This window comes from Alistipes sp. AF14-19, from assembly GCF_003461645.1.
GTDB classification, from domain to species: Bacteria; Bacteroidota; Bacteroidia; order Bacteroidales; family Rikenellaceae; genus Alistipes; species Alistipes shahii.
Genome location: NZ_QTXM01000007.1, coordinates 32,994 through 50,058, shown reverse-complemented (window position 1 = coordinate 50,058; position 17,065 = coordinate 32,994). Strand labels below are relative to the sequence as shown.

Genomic DNA, 17,065 nt, shown 5'->3' with positions numbered 1-17,065 from the left:
GTATTCCACCCCTTATACAAAACGATTACCTACTCTTAAAAAAACGGATTTATGAAACAGACAAGACAGGATTTCTTCACGGCGAACGGGGAAGGAATCAAAATCATGACATTTACGGAGTTCGCCCGGCATATCCTGCGTATGGAATGCGGGGAAAGTCTGGAACTGTATGCCGTTGTGAACCGGCAGACACGGGAATGCTCCCGGCCGCTCTCTGTCAGAAAGGAACAATGGAACGGTACGCCCTTTTACCTGCTCGGCGGGCACGGGCAGGAAGTCCGTACCATCAATTTTGCGGGTCGTCCGAAAGAGGAGTTTGAAACGACCTGCCATGATGTCTTGGACAGCTACGATGCCGTGGAAAGTATCGGGGCGGTCGTGTCAAGACTGCGTGAATTATCTCCTGAAGAACTGCATAAGCGGATTGCGGAAGAGATGAAGACCGGCTGTAAATACCTGTTGGTCTACCGCAGCGAGGAGGAGATGACGGCCGCACTCGACGGCAAGATATACGCCATCAGCGATACGGACGGCAAATTCCTTTGCGACCTGTATCAGCCGGATTATCTCCATCTGGAAAACGGGGGCGATATTGTGGACACCGCATCCATTCCGGACATGCATTTCCATTCCGATTGGGCAATCGCCAACCCCACGGTACGCGACAAGGTGCTCTCCTCCCGGATGGTGATTATATATACCCACGAAACGGTAACGCTATGATAGAGATTGGCAACAGGATAGAAACGCCGGAAGGTGTGTTCTATGAACTGGAATACGGAGGGGAAGGAAACATCTACAAGAACGAGGATGCCTTTCTCAACCGCCCCGATGAAGTGTGCTATGTACCTGAATACGCGGCAGAAGACCGTGAGGACTGGCGTGTGTCGGAGAGCAGTGACGGCTGTTTCACGCATAACTCACTGCTCGCCCTGTGCAAGGGTAATGAAGAGGTGTGCCAGGATCTGTTTTACAGCCTTGAATGGACGTACCCGACCACCTTGCTGGAAGAATGGGACTCGAACGGCTATTTCGATGAGATCGAGGGCTGGTATGACAGTAACGATTAAATGGAACGGCATATCATGGACAGGAAATACAAAATCACATACTCGGGAAAAATCACGGGCAAGACCCCGAACTACATATTGAGCCTGCGGGCGCATCTGAAAGGCATCTTCCCTGAAATGGAACGGTATGGTAAGGAAGAATTCGACCACGTGCTTCATTGCATCAGCTCGTTCATTGATGATTTTACCTTCAAGGTACGCAATTCCCGATACCGGGGAGACATCCTGAAAAGGACTATCAGTAACGACTGCCTGAAAGTGTTCAACCTGGGTGACGAGAAAGTGATACTGACCGTCTCCTTCACCCCGCTGGAAACATGAAACCAACAATATGACAGATATGGATAAAATACAGAAAGACAATGCGGAGCCGGGCAAAGCCCCGGACAAAATGAGCGCCGACAAGCTGCATCTGTTCGCCACCCAGTACGCCTTTATCGACGGACGGCTGCACGAGGCCGAGCAAGCCATGCTGAAATTCATGCTGGAGTTCCTGGCACAATATGGCCGCGTATCACTCGGCCTTACAGAAGAGGAGGAACTCGATGACAACAACTTCCCCGTCACGACAACCTTGTACGGGAAGCACGACACGCCCCGTATCAAGCTTACCGATGTCTACCTGACGGATGACGGGGAATATCTCCTTGCTGACGGAATAGATGCGGAGACCGGGGAAAAACGGGACGGATTCTATATCTACAGCGAACAATACGCCGATATCTTCCAGTTCGTCGGCCACGCTTCGGAGATGAACTGACGAATGAGGAACAACCATAAAACGAAATATCAATGGACTGTATCAAAGATTTACAAGACGCCATCCGCAACATTCTCGTGAACAACGGCCTTACGGAACTCTGTCTGGGAGAGCCTGACGAACTGGACGATCCCACCTATATCATCTGGTATGACAGGCACTGTGAGCCTCACGAAGACCCGGTATTGAAGGTTTACCTTGAAAATGAGGGCATTGCCGTTGAGGTCGAAGCCCGCAGTTTCGGGAACACGATAACCGTCTACGATTATGACATAGACCGTATTGAATGGTGGAAAGGCATTCATGCCAATATTCTGGAAGTGCTGGAGCGTGACGGCAAGCGCCGGTGTCCGGCCTGTGGCAGGACGGTCAAGGGGAAGCAGCGGTATTGCGGTGCCGGATGCCGTGATTTCATGACTCCCGGACCGACAGTGGAGCAGGTCGCGGAAAAAGCCAACCGGAATATCCGCAAACTGGCAAGCCTTGCCGCCGGAAAAGACAAGGCGTACCGGAAGCGGCTGATAGAGAAATATACCGTCGGTCCGTCATAAGCCGGCTTTGTTACACTAAAAAATGTATGATATTATGGCAACAAGAACCATTTACCTGACCGTACGGCTCGATATCGACAACCCGAAGGCTGATGAAATAACGGACGAAGAGGTTGACGAAATTATCAGCGAAGTGGACTATGAATTCAAAAATTACGGGGACTATGAAATCGACACGGAAATCTGCGGGAAAAATGACGAAGGTGGTCTTTAGACGCTATCCCGACGGACAGGTCATCGCCCTGTTCCCGGACATACCGTGGAGCGGACGGCGGGGTGAAATAACCTCCTACATGCATGTCGGCCAGCATGGTGCAGCCGACTATGCGGGCGTGATCGCCATGACACGGCCAGCCCATGAAAAGGAGTACCGCAACCCGCTTTCCGAACTGAGAGCCATCGGTTACGATGACCTACACATCATGCGGCGTGCAAGACCGAAATTCATAAACAGCTAAAAACAAATCTTATGTCTCATAAACCGAATGCCGTTCCTGTCTTGCAGGAGGGAACGGCCTATACAATTATACTTGACAACGGACGAAAGGTCCACGACGTAATCTATCATGCCTGTGTCGCCTCCGGCAAGTCGTATTTCGCCAAAGGCGATAAGACCTATCCCGCCGAAAAGGTGCGGAACCATTCAATCACCGGACATGCCGCATCGGACGGCTCTAGAAGGAATGGCACACCCAATCCCGACCGCTTCGCCATCACGGATGAAGTGTGCGAGGTCGTTGATGTAGTTACCACGCCGGAAACCAATCCGGAAATGTTCCGGTGTCGTGTCAAATGCCTGATGTATTCAGGCCTGTCACAAGCCGAGGCTGAGAAAGTCATCGCTTCAACGCCACTAAAGCTGGAACTCTTCTACGACGTAGGCCGTGGCAGTTTCGCTATTGACGCCGAGGCAGTTGGCAACACACCGCTGTATAATCCTTACACGGGAAAGGAAATCCCGGATGAAACTTAAGCCGAACTACATCGAATATGAGAGAACTATATATCAAGAATCTCTGCATCGAGATTACCCGACGTTGCAACATGCGCTGTACCCATTGCATGCGGGGAGATGCCGAATCCGTGGATATCCCTTTGAAACATATAAGCAACCTGCTGCGGCATGTCAGGCATATTCACCATTTCAACATCACGGGCGGCGAGCCGTCGCTTAACGTCCGGGCCATCCGCCATATCCTCGAACGGGTACGCGCCTACGGTATTACTGTCAATGACTTTTATATCGTAACCAACGGCTCTGCCACATCCCGTTCGGAGGAATTCATAGAAGCCTGCGCCGCACTGTACGAGTACCAGGAGGAAAAGGAGCAGGACTCCGGCCACATGCTCGAAATGAGCGACGACCGCTTCCATGATCCGGCAGAGCATGCCGCCACGCTCGCGGCACTTTCCCCGTATCCCTTTTTCGGAGTCCGGGGACAGACCGAGCGTATCTTCCTTTTCCGGGAAGGCCGCAGCACGGAGGGGTTTCCGAACCCTGTTCATGGGATTTATCTTACGGAGGAGAACTACGTTTACGGCGACCTCTGTCTCAATGCTGAAGGCATGGTTCTCTCCAACGGGGACCTGAGTTATGCCCGCCAACGGGAACATGCCCTGTGTCCCTGCGGGAAACTGATGCAATATCTCCGGATGACCTTGAAAAAGCGTCAAAAAGAAAGATTGTACGAATAAATACACAAATCAAAAAACTTATGTCAATCGTATGCAGTATCTGCGGCGGCACTGGAGTGAAATGTATCGCCGTCATCGACCCGAACACCAGACAGTTCCTCGAATTTACCCGCAACGCCTTGTCGGACGGCCGGTGCAGCCAGTGCGGCAACGTTGCCCTGACCGACCCTGACGAAGTAAAAGCCGGGCTGGACAAGCTTTGGACGGAATATACGGCGCGGCATCGTGCCGCCCCTAACTACACCTGCTGCGACATTGTCCGGCATGGTGATTACGACGGGTGTGAAAAGGCGTATATCCGCATCGGAGGCCCGTCAGACGTGGTCGAGAAGTATCCGGTCGTGGCCGTGTGCCGCGACCTCGAAGAGCTCAAATCACTTGCGCTCCCTGACCCGACGCGAGAATTTACCCTCATGGGAATTCAAGGGTTCGAGTTCCACGACGTGTTGGAAAACAAGACCTACGAGATCGGGGTGGACGACCTGAAAATTCCCGTCACGACGAAAGAGGTGCTGGACTTTTACCCGGCGGAACATCGGCTGAAAGAAACGGACATCGAACAATATGCCGCGGCTTACACGGCCCGTATCAAGGCGTACAGGGAGTATACCCGTCAGCTCGACGCCACACTCGTGCGGCGGCTTCTCGACGAAGAGCGGCTGATGAAAGTCGGCGAGAGCGACGGTTTCCGCTTGAAACTCCATTTCGACTGGTTTGTCATTTTAAAGCGGGAGAACGAAAGGATGTACGCGCCTTTCAAATACGCTGTAAATGCTTATTGTCTGGATAATATCCAAACTTTCGACCGTCGTTATGTCACGCTCGAAGATGCCTTGCTCCACTGCCTGAACGGTTTCAACGAGAACGCGAACATTCCTAACCGTTACAAGTCCATCGGGCATTACCTGTCGGGGAAATCCTGACGACGGGCAGTGTATCGACGGGTTACCGGAGGCCACGGGTGCTTTCCCCTTGACCGGAATACCGTCGGAACAAGTAACAATGTAACCAAAGAATAAAAAATATGATGAATGATTATAAAATCAAGAACATTCTCGAATCCCTGAAAGAGGAGGTCGAGAACGGGAAGGTATCCCTGCGGGAAGCTGCTGTCGAACTTCATAAAGCCGGCTGGACGAATTTCATCGACATCGACGCCACGAGGAACCTACTGAAGACCCGGAATGTAACGGGGAACGGAAATGTCCCGGGAGTTTCCGACATGATGGGAAAATACCGCGAGATGAAAGCGGCGCACCCGGATGCCCTGTACATTTTCCGAAACGGGGAATCTTGTGAATTGTATGAGGATGATGCCATCGCCGCTTCCGGCATTTTGGGCATTGCCACCGCCGAACGCGTCGACGGGCAAGGGAAAGGCGTCAAGGAACTGCGGTTTTCTTTTCGTGACCTGGACGTGTATCTCCCCAAACTGATACGCGCCGGAAACCGGGTGGCTGTCTGCGAACCGAATCAAACCGGTTCGGGCAAACGAGTTTGATAACCATTAAATAACAAATATTCAAAACCCAAAGACACATGATAAAGATAACAACGATTTTCGGCGAGGACGCCGTACGGGAATATGAAGAGAACAATGAACTGCCTTCTGAAGAATGGCTGGCGGATAACGGGGGCGTCGTGGACGAGAAAGAGTTCGAGACTGAGGCGGAGTACAATGCCTACATCGCCGGGGTAAACGATGCCGACGGATGGAGTGATTATCATATCATACGCCACCGGTCGGAAGAGGCGGACACCTCGAGAGAGGAAAATCTCTGGCTACGTCTCGGAATTAGCGTCCGGGGCAGCCGGGAGGACATCGAAAGGATTCTAAACGGGGACACCGAAACCCTTCGGAAACTGCTCGATGCCGGACGTTATGGGATTGGCGGAGAGACCTATGTCCCTGGTTCGACCGTCGAGGGGTACAACGAGGACCACGACACGGAGTTCGAGGAGGAAGACGTGGAGTTCCATTTATAATAAAACCACACCATCTGCAATAATGATAACAGTAAAAGTTCTACTCGGTAAGGATACTGTAAGCATATACAGGAAAACCGGGGATATCTCGTCGGTGGAGAGCACGGCCGAATCCGGGGGATATGTGATAACCCGACATTTCGAGACCGAAGCTGAATACAAAGCCTACGCAATGGCTGTGGAAGACCTGGACGGACATGAAGACTGGCAGATGCTGACTCCTGCCGTTACGCCGGAAGCTCCGTTCCGCAAAGGGGAATTTGTCCGGCTGACAGACGATGCAATTAAGCGGATACGTGAAAGTTTCGGGGACGGACCGGCTGACTACAGAAAGGAAATGATTTTGGAGGTGATTGCCTGGTGCCGCTATGAAGGCACATGGATCATTGAAGTCCGAGATATCCGTGAAGACGATACTCAGGAGTTCGATGCCGTTTTTCTGCGCCCCTTGACGGCACGGGATCTCGTGGCTATTTCCGCACCCCGACACCCGCTATCCACTGCGATATATCCTATTCACATCCGATAACTTAAATGATGCATGATGGAAAATATATTCATACTGCCCGGAAACGAACAGGAACTGTTTAACCGGTATTTAGATAACAACGAATACGGCCCTCTGAAAGAACGGCTGGAACTGGTCAGGAAAGCCTTGAGCAACAAGCTTTCCCCGGATGAACGCAATAAGCACGGGCTGAACGTGGGTGTGCATGAACTGTCCATGGAACGTAAGGAACTGGAAAGAAAGATATTCCAAATGGCACTCAAATCCTTTGCAGAACGGGTTTGTGACGAGCAACGCGCTCTTTGCGAACAGGGGTTCTGGCAGGCACCGTGCGGCAAAGAGGCGGAATATATCTCCTCCGCTCCGGTTCCGGACCTTGTAACGGACGTGAAGCAGTACAAGACCATTTGCCGCTGGTGGGAGAAGCTGTCCGATACCAGGAGGCTGAAGGTAGCGGCGATGTTTGCAAACGAACTGGGACCGATATACGGGCACGACACCGAAACGCTGGAACGGATTTATAGCCGCTGGTTTCTACTCTCCTTAGATGGCAAACAACGCATCTACCATTCATGGACCACAAACGAAAAACAGACTTCACCATGCCATACAAAAGCTCGGGAATAATCATCAGCGGGACACAATATGACCGCAGGCAGAAGCTCACTCCTTTTCAGAAGGCTGAAATTTTCCACCGTTACATGACAGAAGCTGTCAGCCAGCGCCAGCTTGCCCGGGAATACGGTGTCAGCCGCAGGCTGATAACCTTCATTGTGAACCCAGAAAGCGAAGAGCGGAACAAGGAACTGCTGAGAGAGAACAAGGCAAAAGGCTTGTATAAATATGACCGGAAGAAACATACCGAAAATATACGCAACCACCGTCGTTACAAACAGAGATTATTTCAAGAAGGTAAAATCATACTAAAAGATGGATAGACAATGAGAATACAGGAGAAACAAAAAGCGTTGGAACAGGAAGTTATAGCCAACCTGTGTGCGATACCGAAAATGCCGGAAAATATGTTGCCCCATACGGTATATGTCGAGGAGGAAGGGGAAGACGGGTATGGCCACGGGATACCGGTATACACCATGTACCGGTTGGAGGAGATACGCACGGACGGAAGCTGCACGCTTTACAACGCGGAAAGCCGGGAGCGTTTCACCTGCCGCCACCTGCATGAGATTAACATGGACTGGCTGGTGACAGTCTGGGAACGTTATCTGGAACTCTGTGTCGAGCAGGATATCTGGAAAGGGAATGCCGTTGCATTCCTGAAAGACCGTACCGGCAAACCGGAAGAGGAAATCATTTCATTCGTGGAAACCTCGTGGGACAAATGCCAGGCTTATACAGACAACCTCAAGGCGTTTCTTGGGGAAGATAAAGACCGGGAAATATGGATATTCTCTTTCCCGCTGGACGAATTTGAACGTGACGTTCCGGCCGGGAAAATCATCGTTGATTACGAAAATAACCCCGCAACGCGGGTTGAGAAGATGACACCGCTGGAATTTACGGCCAACATCAATGATGAATGTTTTGATGACCGGAACAATTGGGTAAGAGCCATTGAACTTCCCAAGCAGGAATAATAAACTATTTGAATCAATAAATATGATTACAAAAGAAAACATTGGCAACGAGACCTTTGAGTCTATGACCATCAATGACACGCCTGCATTGTTTACGGATATGCGGATTGACCGGAATGCCGTTCCGGAGGGACTGTACGCATACGATATCCGGGAGTCGGATGACGGGGACCGTCTGGCGACCATCGAACCGACGGTGATGGTAAATCATGGCGGAACCATCCTGACCAGGAAAGAGTTTATCACGGAAAAGGACGGCTATGTACAGATTGACGAATACGGTTTCGAGGCCTCCATGACACTGGAAGAGTGGCTTGAGGAAAACAATTAAATGTATAAAGGATATGGATATTAAGGAACTGACAGAAAGGTATCGGGATCGTTTCGATGCCCATTACCTGCAAGACGATAACGGAACCGGCAGAAAAGGTCGGAAACGGAAAAAGGAAGTTGAGACCCCGAATTTTCTCAAGGATGTTATCCGGCCGATCCTGGACACTTTGCCGGACTTGTTGCCGGAGTACGGGTTCACCAAAACTACGGATGATTACGCCATGTACGGCGAGTATTACCGTATCAAGGCGGGTATCGTCCTCGTGGGAGGTTTTTCCATCGATGAGGATTTTAACCTGTACTTCACGCCATTGTTCCATGGCAAAGCCTGCGGTAAGAGTCACAAAATCGACAGCATCGGACAACTCGTTGAAATCATCCGCGAACAATTTGAAAGAAGGGAGGTGAAGATGAAAGGATAGTTTCATGCAATAGACATGGGTCGTTCCGTAATTTATTGTATATTTGTCAGATGAAGAAAGTCTGTATATGTATTTCGGACGAAAGCCCGGCAGTTGAACGGATTACAGGCACTTTCATGTTTGGCTGACATCAAACCTAATATATCTATTTGATATGAAAAAGGAAGAGATTATTCGCCGCTGTTACGGCGGCATGAAGGAAAGGCATGGCGTGGAAACCATCATCCTTTTCCATGTCGGAGATTCATTCGAGGCGTATTTTGATGATGCCGAAACGATTACCCGGATCACGGAAGTGCCCCGGTTCAAGATGACGGCGGCAGGTATACCTGCCATCAGGATTTCCGACGCCGCCTTGGAAGAATGTAGAAACCGGTTGCTGGATGCAGGATGCAAGGTATGCGTGTCCGAGGTCCGGGGGGTATCCGGCCGCCACATTCTCAAAATCAATGAAACAAATACGGAAACGGGCCGATGAATTGATATTGATAGCGGCAGCAATAGGTCCTTGGACACTGTTGGTGGTAGCGGTATTAATCATCGGAACGCTGAAATGCTGTCTGACCACGGACTCGGACAGCATTGACGAAAGTATCAACAAATCACCGGGGATAGTCGCGCATGTCATGGTACTGGACAGTACGGATAATGGTTTTCGGGTGGTTTATGCGACGGCTGCGCCGGTAACGGATGAAAGGTTTGCCGAGATATGCGACAGGCCGGGTATTTTGGAGGGGTTCGAGAACCTGAAACGGAAAGCTCCCGAACACTTTGGCGGCAACCTGCTGGAAACCGACATCTGTGACTTCGCGTTGTACGCCTACCGGTTTCCTATCGATAAGGACGTACGGATACACAATATCTTTGTCGCCGGTAAAGAGAAAATGGACTTCTATGTCCGGAACAACCCGGACCTGCCCGGGTGCGCTACATGGATGCACCACGGTACGGAACAAGGGAACCAATATCTGAATGCTGACGATATAAATCACTGTATACCCAACGGAAGGCGGATTTACCGTTATTGGAAATGCCGTTATCTACTGCAAACTTCTGATACTGACGAGCGTTTCAGTCATTTTACAGAGGAGGAAAGGCTGTACTGAATGCAGCCTTTTCTCTATATATATTACACATAACCATCTGAAAATTAATAACTAAAACGTTTTGTTGGCGTGAAAAATTGGCATATATTTGTATGGAAAAGTGACCCATTGAAAACAGATTGTCAATTGAAAGCAATAGATTGAATATGAAAGAACAGTAATATGACATCGGAAAAATCGCAACTGAAGTTTGCGAGATCGGAAGAGACGGGCGAACTGATAGGGTTCGTTTCGCGCCATTCCAAGACACGTAAATTGATGGGAGTCCGTGAAGACTCAAGATTCGGCAAGCAGATTTGTGTCCTTTCGGAAGACCTGAAAGGAACTCTCGAGCCAAACATACTATACTCGGTAGAGTTGAAACCCATGCACAAAGCCAACGGGTATGTAGTCGTTGCCGCTACCCCCGTGTTATTTCAGGCGCATGTGGAAACAGTGATCGTCCCGAAGACATTGTATCAAGTAACTGTGACGTTCGGCAACAAAAAGATTTTCTTCGACCCGAAAGACGGCAAGAGCGTAATGAGCCGCACAATAGACGGTGTGCTGGAAATCCTCAAGGGACGCAAGGATATCAAGTACAAGGAAGGTGTCATCACCGACTATCTGAATCAGGCGCGTGCTCTGGTACGACGTATGGAATCCGACGGGTTCATCTATACGGGAGACAGACATCAGGGAGGAATTCAATGAAAGAAAAACCGGTCGTGGGTATTGCGACCGACGGTGCCCATTCTGCAAAAGAGAGGTTGACACGCTTCCGGGCTGTCGACCTCTCTTCAGGAAAAGAACTCTTTTCCAAAGCTATCGGTAACTGGACGAACAATATCGGGGAGTTTCTCGGCATTGTCGAGGCGGTCAGATATGTCATGGAACATCCGGAAAGTCCGCGAACAATCTACTCGGACAGCATTACAGCCATCACGTGGTATCGTAACAAACAGACAGCCTCTTCACGCAGATGCCCGGCATTGCAGAAAGCGGAGATATTCCTCAAAGTGATGGAGGCAAGAATCAAGGACATCGAAGTGCTGCACTGGGACAACCGCCTGTGGGGTGAGATTCCTGCCGACTTCGGAAACAAATAACAACATCAATATGGCAAAATTAAAATCACAGTCACAGAAATATGTTGAGCTGAAGGAGGAAGACTACCTGCTGCTCATCGAGAATACCATCAAGATGGAAGCCCTGAAGATTGCCGGTATCGAAAAGATGCCCATATACAAGGCTATGGAACATATCCTTGAACACGAGCACATCGACCTGCTCGTCAAACCCGTTTCAAGGAGATATTCTTGATTTTTTTAGGTGGACAATAATACACCCCACAAGCAAAATCAATGCTTATCAGTACCAAATGATAGTATATAATAACAATTAATGTAAATCAATGCAAATCAGATGATTAAGAAAGTGGCGCATGTACGGAATTATCTATACCATACATGCGCCACTTTGCTCTATACACTTTTTGATTTCCTTGATTGATAAAAGAAGGTTCTTTTCCAGTGTTTTACAATCCGACTTTTTTATATACTTTTGTCTTCAGTATCAGTTGGTTATTGAAACCCTCTATGTATGCTTATAAGTAGAGATTAGCTTTTTTAAGCGAAACTAACTACTGGTTATCAATCAATTATCAAACAAAAAAAGTTTGCCGATTTTGGCCGCCCTGCTTTTTTTGACGACGGCCCGCGCCTGCCCGGCCGGTCCGCTCGACCGTGTGAGGCAAGCCTTTGTCGATGTGTCGGTGATGTCCTATGCCCCGGACGGGGAGGCGACCGAACGTTTCGTCCGTTATTCCGATTACGGGAGGGCGAACGACGTGCTGCTGCTCCAGCTCTACACGTCGGTCCACCTTCCGGACGGCGAGGTGCGGCGCCTGCTCGGGCTTTTCGATGCGGGCGGATTCTGGTCCGACATCGACTACGACGACCGGACGAGGGGGCGGTGGCAGCCGTCGCTGCACCTGACGCGGATGTACGCCCTGGCGAAACTTTATGCCGACCCTGCGTCGGCGTGGCATGGCGACGGGCGTATCGGCGGCCTGCTGCACAAGGGGCTTGCCTACTGGTATGCGAAGAAACCGTCGTCGCTGAACTGGTGGCACGGGGAGATCGGGGTTCCCAAGAAACTCGCCGCGATTCTGCTGATGATCCGCGGCGAACTTTCCGGTCCGGAACTGGAGCAGGGGCTGCGGATCATCGAGCGTTCGCGCTTCGGCCGCACCGGGCAGAACAAGGTATGGCTGGCCGGGAACAACCTGATGCGCGGGCTGCTGACGGACGACGAGGCGCTCGTCGCCGAGGCCCGGGATCAGATCGCCGAGGAGATCGTCGTCACCGACGGCGAGGGCATTCAGGACGACTGGTCGTTTCACCAGCACGGACCCCAGATTCAGTTCGGGAACTACGGACTGGCCTATGCCGAGGGCCTCTCGTTCTGGCTCCGAGTTCTCGACGGGACGCCTTATATGTTCTCGGACGCGCAGTGCGCCGTCATCGAAAAGCTGATGCGGGAGGGTATTTGCCGGAGCATCTGGCGGGGTGTGATGGACCCGAGTTTCTGCGGCCGGCAGGTGTTTATCGACAGCGGTCCCGGAAAAGCCTCGTCGGCAGCCGTCGCCGCGGAGAACATCGCGGCGCTGAAAAGACCGGGATACCGGGTTTTCAGGCGGTTCGCCAAGAGGATACTGGAGCCGGAGAACCGCTCAGACGGATTGCGTGGGCCGCGTTATTACGACCGTTCGGACTGCGGCATCTACCGTACCGCCACATGGTATGCGTCGATCCGCATGCACTCCGACCGTACGATCGGCTTCGAGTTTACGAACCGGGAGAACACTCTGGCCAACTTCTCGGCCGACGGGGCGTTGCTGTTCATGCAGCACGGGCGGGAGTACGACAATATCTTCGCCCATTGGGACTGGCGGATGGTTCCCGGGACGACGGCTTACGACGACGGCGCGCCCCTGAAGTGCGACAACTCCGTCGAGGCCAGGAAAAACCGTTCCGGACATGTGGGCGGCCTCGCTTCGGGCGATGTGCTGTGTACGACGATGGAGATCGAGCGCGACGGGCTTCACGCCCTCAAGTCGGCATTCTTTTTCGGGGACCTCGTCGTGGCGCTGGGTGCGGACATCCGCAGTTCCGACGCCCGGATTTTCCGGATCACCACGGCCCTGGATCAGACGCACCTTGCGGGTCCGGTAACCCGGGGCGGAGCGACCGAGACCTCCGGCAGCCTGCCGTGGGTGCATCACGACGGCCGGGGATACGTATCGCTGGACGGCGCTCCGATTGCAGTCAGCACGGAGATTCAGGAGGGAAAATGGGATCTGATAGATCCTTTTTACAGGGACAGAACCCAGCGGGGGCCGGTTTTCAAGTGCTGGTTCGGGCATGATCCGGCCCGGACGGGCGGCTATGCCTACGCTTTTCTGCCGTGCCGCGACGCGAAACGGACCGAACGGTTTGCCCGGAATCCCTCCGTGCGGATACTTCGGAACGATGCCGGATGTCAGGCCGTCGAATACGGGAAAATATGCTGCGCCGTGGTTCACCGGGCCGGAGAATACCGCCTCGGCGGGCGGACGATCACGGCGCCGGAACCGGCGATCTACCTCCTCCGCGGCGGCCGGACCGAGGTCCGCAGCCTTCCGCCCCTAAACGGCGCTGCCGACTGAACGCCGGACGCCGGAAAACGAAAATCCCCGTAATCAAACGATTACGGGGATTGCCAGTGCCCAGGACAGGAATTAATTTGTGAAAACATATGCAAATAACTAAAATTTGAATATATTTATAATATGTTGAAATATAGTATATTAAAATGATATACTATGAAATGTATTTTGTCTGTTTTTAGCTGTTTTGCAAAAATGCGGACACGGTGCGGACATGAAAGTATTGCTGTATTCGAATCTAAATCATATCTTTGTAGAGCATAAAATGAGGATGTATGGCAAAAGTTACATATGTTTTGGCGCAAGGGGAGAACAGCGCGGGAGAATCGCAAGTTAATTTCCGTGTCTATGTTTCCCGCGAATTGCGTGTACGTGTGCCGTCCGGCATTTGGGTCGATCGGAAACGTTGGGGAAAGAAAAACGATATCAATATTCCGAACATACCGGGGGAGGAGCGCGATGCGCTGTTGGCAAAGCGGGCGAAATTGAAAGAATTGGTCGATGTAATTGAGACCTCGGTCGAGGCGGCAGACGATAAATCGACCGTTACGCGCGAGTGGCTCGAAAAGTTGATCCGGCGCACTTTGCGGCCAAAGACGGCGACTTCCGTTGAGGAAAAGAAAATAGGCTTTTTCCCGTTGACGGATGAATACCTCGCTACGCATAAATTGTCCGAATCGCGTGTCAAGCATTTCAATGTCTTGGTGCGGACGTTGAAGCGGTATGAGTTGTATCGTAAACTGTCGAACCGACGGTTCGTGCTGGACGTACACACCGTATCTCCGACGACACTTGATGATTTCGGGGCATTTCTGATGAAAGAACCGGATATTTTCGACGAACATCCGGAGTTGTACGACGAGGTGCCGTATGCCCGGCCGAAGGTGAGGAAGAATCTGCCTGTGAAGCGCGGCCCGTACCTCAATGCTGCGGGAGAAACGGTAATTCCCGGCCGTCCGAAAGAGCGGGGCATGAATTACGTTTCGGATATGTTGATTCGTCTACGGTCGTTTTATGTATGGTTAAATGATAACGGACATACCTACAATGATCCGTTCAAGCAGTACAAGATTGCGGAGATTGTCTACGGTACGCCTATCTATATTACGACCGACGAACGCAAACAGTTGGCCGAAGCGGATATGGGGGATGACAAGCAACTGGAAACGCAACGAGATATTTTTGTTTTCCAATGCATGATCGGCTGCCGGGTGAGCGACCTTTATAAGATGACCTATGCCAATATCATCGGCGATTGCATCGAATATGTTCCCCGCAAGACGCGAGACGACCGAGTGGTGACGGTCTCGGTGCCGCTGATCGGTGCTGCGAAAGAACTGATTCGTAAATACCTCGATGAGAACCGCGGAACATTGTTTCCATTTATTTCGGAGCAAAAATATAATGTCTATATCAAAGCGGCGTTCCGTAAAGCGGGACTGACGCGCATGGTGACGACGATCGACCAGCGGACGCGGCAGAATGTTCAGGTGCCGATCTGCGACCTTGCTTCGTCGCACATGGCGCGCCGGACATTCATCGGGAATGTTTATAAAAGCGTGAAAGACCCTGCGATCGTGGGAGCGATGTCCGGTCATAAGGACGGCAGCCGGGCGTTCGCTCGTTATCGCGATATTGACATGGATATTAAGCGTGATGCAGTAAGCGTGTTGGAGTAAGATTTGTTTTGTCGATAAATTTGTATAAATTTGCGACAGATATATGTGTGTAAATAGATGCAAGTAATAGAGGGTAAGATACTTAATAAGATAAAAAAGTGCGGGCGTGGTAAGCTGTATTCCGCATCCGATTTCGCTGTGTACGGATCGGCCGTATCGGTTGCGAAGGCATTGGAACGGCTTACTCGAAAAGGCGGTTTAGTCCGTATTGCAAGGGGCCTCTATTGCTATCCCAAAATCGACAGAAAGTTCGGACTGGGCATACAATACCCGACCATCAATGAAATCGCTGAAAAGGTAGCCCGGCAGAGCGAAGCCCGGGTTGTTCCGACGGGTATGCACGCATTGAATGTATTGGGATTGTCTGCCCAGGTACCGATGAACTATGTGTTTTATACCGACGGCAATTCCCGGACTGTCAATCTGTTCAACGGTCGTAAATTGCGATTCAAGCGTGTGGCGCTTAAAAATCTGGCCTATCAGAATAAAACGCTGATGCTTGCCGTGTTCGCTTTGAAGGAGATCGGTCGGCCGCAGGTGACGGAGGAGCACATCGCCCAACTGAAGACGATATTCGCCCGGATTCCGAAGTCGAGCATCCTGCCCGATCTGCGGTTGGTGCCGGCATGGATTCGTAAAATCATTATGTCGTTCTATGAAAAATAATTTTTGGACGTTTTCCGACGAGCAGAAAAGTATGTTCGTTGCACAGACGAGCGAGCGTGTCGGGCTTCCTCCGCAGGCTGTCGAGAAGGACTGGTGGGTGACGATGACGTTGAAAGCCCTGTTCGAATCGTCGTGCCGGGACTTCATCACCTTCAAGGGCGGTACGTCGTTGAGCAAGGGTTGGCATGTCATAGAACGCTTCTCGGAGGACATCGATATTGCAATCGACAAGTCCTTTTGGAGAATTGCCGGGGACAACAAGTCGCAGCGCGATCGGATTCGGAAACTTTCGCGGGCCTATATCGAGCAGCGGCTCGTTGCGGAAATGCAGGCATTGCTGGAAGGATATGGGGCTTCCGATTTTGAGTTGCGTGCCGTTCCGGCGCAGGACTCCGATGCTGATCCGACGCTGGTGCTGCTGCCGTATCGAAGCATTTATGCGAATATCGAGTATGTGGAATCGCAAATCCGGATCGAATTCAGCTGCCGGTCGATGAAAGAACCGCGTGAGCGGATCGAGATTCGTCCGCTGATTGCCGAGGCATATCCCGATGTATTCGGAGAATTGGTGTTCCCGATTTATGCGGTCGTACCGACCCGGACGTTTTTGGAGAAAGCGTTTTTGCTGCATGAAGAGTTTCAGAAAGAGAATCCGCGCGTCGAGCGAATGACACGTCATCTATACGATTTGGAGCGGCTGATGGATACGGATTTCGGAAAGGCAGCCTTGGCCGATCCGAGAATGTATGCCGAGATTGTCAGGCATCGCAGCATATTCAATACGATTCGCGGAGTCGATTATCGGACGCACCATCCGAGCCGGATCGATTTTATTCCGCCCGAAAAATTGGCGGAGGTATGGCGCAGGGATTATGAGCGGATGCAGGAGTATTTCATCTATGGAGATTCGCTGCCATACGATCGACTGATCGCGCGGATGGCGGAGTTGCGGGATCGGTTTCGGAAAGTTGTAATGGAGGATGATTTTTTCAGCGAATCGTAA

The 17,065-nt window shown here is 51.3% G+C and carries 27 protein-coding genes; all 27 read left to right on the top strand.

The annotated features are described in order from the left end of the window. Positions 1-51 precede the first annotated feature (51 nt). Complete coding sequence (locus DWW03_RS07725) at positions 52-723, top strand: hypothetical protein (RefSeq protein WP_004293664.1); 672 nt, start codon at positions 52-54, stop codon at positions 721-723. Further along, the gene (locus DWW03_RS07720; protein ID WP_004293665.1) at positions 720-1,070 is read left to right on the top strand and encodes a hypothetical protein; all 351 of its coding nucleotides are present in this window, start codon (positions 720-722) and stop codon (positions 1,068-1,070) included. Before DWW03_RS07725 ends, DWW03_RS07720 begins: the two co-directional genes overlap by 4 nt. After that, a complete protein-coding gene (locus DWW03_RS07715; RefSeq protein WP_004293666.1) occupies positions 1,071-1,391 on the top strand; it encodes a hypothetical protein in 321 nt (106 codons plus the stop codon). It abuts the gene before it with no gap. Positions 1,392-1,410: 19 nt separating this feature from the next. Beyond that, entirely contained in the window at positions 1,411-1,830 is a 420-nt protein-coding gene (locus tag DWW03_RS07710) for a hypothetical protein (RefSeq protein ID WP_004303935.1), read from the top strand. A 32-nt stretch (positions 1,831-1,862) separates the two neighbouring features. Next, complete coding sequence (locus DWW03_RS07705) at positions 1,863-2,381, top strand: hypothetical protein (protein WP_004293668.1); 519 nt, start codon at positions 1,863-1,865, stop codon at positions 2,379-2,381. Between the two features lie 34 nt (positions 2,382-2,415). Continuing rightward, positions 2,416-2,595, top strand: coding sequence for a hypothetical protein (locus DWW03_RS07700; RefSeq protein WP_004293669.1), 180 nt, complete (start codon positions 2,416-2,418; stop codon positions 2,593-2,595). Continuing rightward, on the top strand, positions 2,576-2,839 hold the full coding sequence (locus tag DWW03_RS07695; protein ID WP_004293670.1) for a hypothetical protein: 264 nt from the start codon (positions 2,576-2,578) through the stop codon (positions 2,837-2,839). Before DWW03_RS07700 ends, DWW03_RS07695 begins: the two co-directional genes overlap by 20 nt. Before the next feature lie 11 nt (positions 2,840-2,850). Beyond that, entirely contained in the window at positions 2,851-3,354 is a 504-nt protein-coding gene (locus tag DWW03_RS07690) for a hypothetical protein (protein ID WP_117589475.1), read from the top strand. 17 nt (positions 3,355-3,371) lie between these two features. Then, complete coding sequence (locus tag DWW03_RS07685; RefSeq protein ID WP_117700942.1) at positions 3,372-4,076, top strand: radical SAM protein; 705 nt, start codon at positions 3,372-3,374, stop codon at positions 4,074-4,076. Positions 4,077-4,096: 20 nt separating this feature from the next. After that, positions 4,097-4,999 (top strand): hypothetical protein, encoded by a 903-nt coding sequence (locus DWW03_RS07680; protein ID WP_117700940.1) that lies wholly within the window; start codon positions 4,097-4,099, stop codon positions 4,997-4,999. Positions 5,000-5,103: 104 nt separating this feature from the next. Continuing rightward, complete coding sequence (locus DWW03_RS07675) at positions 5,104-5,577, top strand: MutS domain I containing protein (RefSeq protein WP_004293674.1); 474 nt, start codon at positions 5,104-5,106, stop codon at positions 5,575-5,577. A gap of 38 nt (positions 5,578-5,615) precedes the next feature. Continuing rightward, a complete protein-coding gene (locus tag DWW03_RS07670) occupies positions 5,616-6,062 on the top strand; it encodes a hypothetical protein (RefSeq protein ID WP_004293675.1) in 447 nt (148 codons plus the stop codon). Positions 6,063-6,084: 22 nt separating this feature from the next. Then, positions 6,085-6,591, top strand: a complete 507-nt coding sequence (locus tag DWW03_RS07665; protein WP_004293676.1) for a hypothetical protein — start codon at positions 6,085-6,087, stop codon at positions 6,589-6,591. A 15-nt stretch (positions 6,592-6,606) separates the two neighbouring features. Continuing rightward, complete coding sequence (locus tag DWW03_RS07660) at positions 6,607-7,197, top strand: hypothetical protein (protein WP_229053208.1); 591 nt, start codon at positions 6,607-6,609, stop codon at positions 7,195-7,197. Further along, positions 7,173-7,508: a hypothetical protein gene (locus tag DWW03_RS07655; RefSeq protein WP_004293678.1), complete on the top strand. Its 336-nt coding sequence runs from the start codon at positions 7,173-7,175 to the stop codon at positions 7,506-7,508. Before DWW03_RS07660 ends, DWW03_RS07655 begins: the two co-directional genes overlap by 25 nt. A 3-nt stretch (positions 7,509-7,511) precedes the next feature. Continuing rightward, positions 7,512-8,168, top strand: a complete 657-nt coding sequence (locus tag DWW03_RS07650) for a hypothetical protein (protein ID WP_004293679.1) — start codon at positions 7,512-7,514, stop codon at positions 8,166-8,168. Positions 8,169-8,190: 22 nt separating this feature from the next. After that, positions 8,191-8,499, top strand: coding sequence for an LPD28 domain-containing protein (locus DWW03_RS07645; protein WP_004293680.1), 309 nt, complete (start codon positions 8,191-8,193; stop codon positions 8,497-8,499). A gap of 13 nt (positions 8,500-8,512) precedes the next feature. Then, positions 8,513-8,923: a hypothetical protein gene (locus DWW03_RS07640; RefSeq protein ID WP_021891778.1), complete on the top strand. Its 411-nt coding sequence runs from the start codon at positions 8,513-8,515 to the stop codon at positions 8,921-8,923. A 154-nt stretch (positions 8,924-9,077) separates the two neighbouring features. Next, on the top strand, positions 9,078-9,401 hold the full coding sequence (locus DWW03_RS07635) for a hypothetical protein (protein ID WP_004293682.1): 324 nt from the start codon (positions 9,078-9,080) through the stop codon (positions 9,399-9,401). Next, positions 9,373-10,029, top strand: coding sequence for a hypothetical protein (locus DWW03_RS07630; protein ID WP_004303923.1), 657 nt, complete (start codon positions 9,373-9,375; stop codon positions 10,027-10,029). Before DWW03_RS07635 ends, DWW03_RS07630 begins: the two co-directional genes overlap by 29 nt. Positions 10,030-10,191: 162 nt before the next feature. Beyond that, positions 10,192-10,722 carry a hypothetical protein gene (locus tag DWW03_RS07625; RefSeq protein ID WP_004293684.1) on the top strand — a complete coding sequence of 177 codons (531 nt, stop codon included), beginning with the start codon at positions 10,192-10,194 and terminating at the stop codon, positions 10,720-10,722. Further along, the gene (locus DWW03_RS07620) at positions 10,719-11,117 is read left to right on the top strand and encodes a hypothetical protein (RefSeq protein WP_004293685.1); all 399 of its coding nucleotides are present in this window, start codon (positions 10,719-10,721) and stop codon (positions 11,115-11,117) included. The genes DWW03_RS07625 and DWW03_RS07620 overlap by 4 nt, the downstream gene beginning before the upstream one ends. 10 nt (positions 11,118-11,127) lie before the next feature. Next, positions 11,128-11,331: a hypothetical protein gene (locus DWW03_RS07615; RefSeq protein ID WP_004303920.1), complete on the top strand. Its 204-nt coding sequence runs from the start codon at positions 11,128-11,130 to the stop codon at positions 11,329-11,331. 364 nt (positions 11,332-11,695) lie between these two features. Then, positions 11,696-13,717 (top strand): polysaccharide lyase family 8 super-sandwich domain-containing protein, encoded by a 2,022-nt coding sequence (locus tag DWW03_RS07610; RefSeq protein WP_259301984.1) that lies wholly within the window; start codon positions 11,696-11,698, stop codon positions 13,715-13,717. Between the two features lie 275 nt (positions 13,718-13,992). Continuing rightward, positions 13,993-15,396: a site-specific integrase gene (locus DWW03_RS07605; RefSeq protein WP_118406595.1), complete on the top strand. Its 1,404-nt coding sequence runs from the start codon at positions 13,993-13,995 to the stop codon at positions 15,394-15,396. A gap of 57 nt (positions 15,397-15,453) precedes the next feature. After that, entirely contained in the window at positions 15,454-16,062 is a 609-nt protein-coding gene (locus DWW03_RS07600) for a DUF6088 family protein (RefSeq protein ID WP_022061805.1), read from the top strand. Beyond that, complete coding sequence (locus tag DWW03_RS07595) at positions 16,052-17,065, top strand: nucleotidyl transferase AbiEii/AbiGii toxin family protein (protein ID WP_022061804.1); 1,014 nt, start codon at positions 16,052-16,054, stop codon at positions 17,063-17,065. The genes DWW03_RS07600 and DWW03_RS07595 overlap by 11 nt, the downstream gene beginning before the upstream one ends.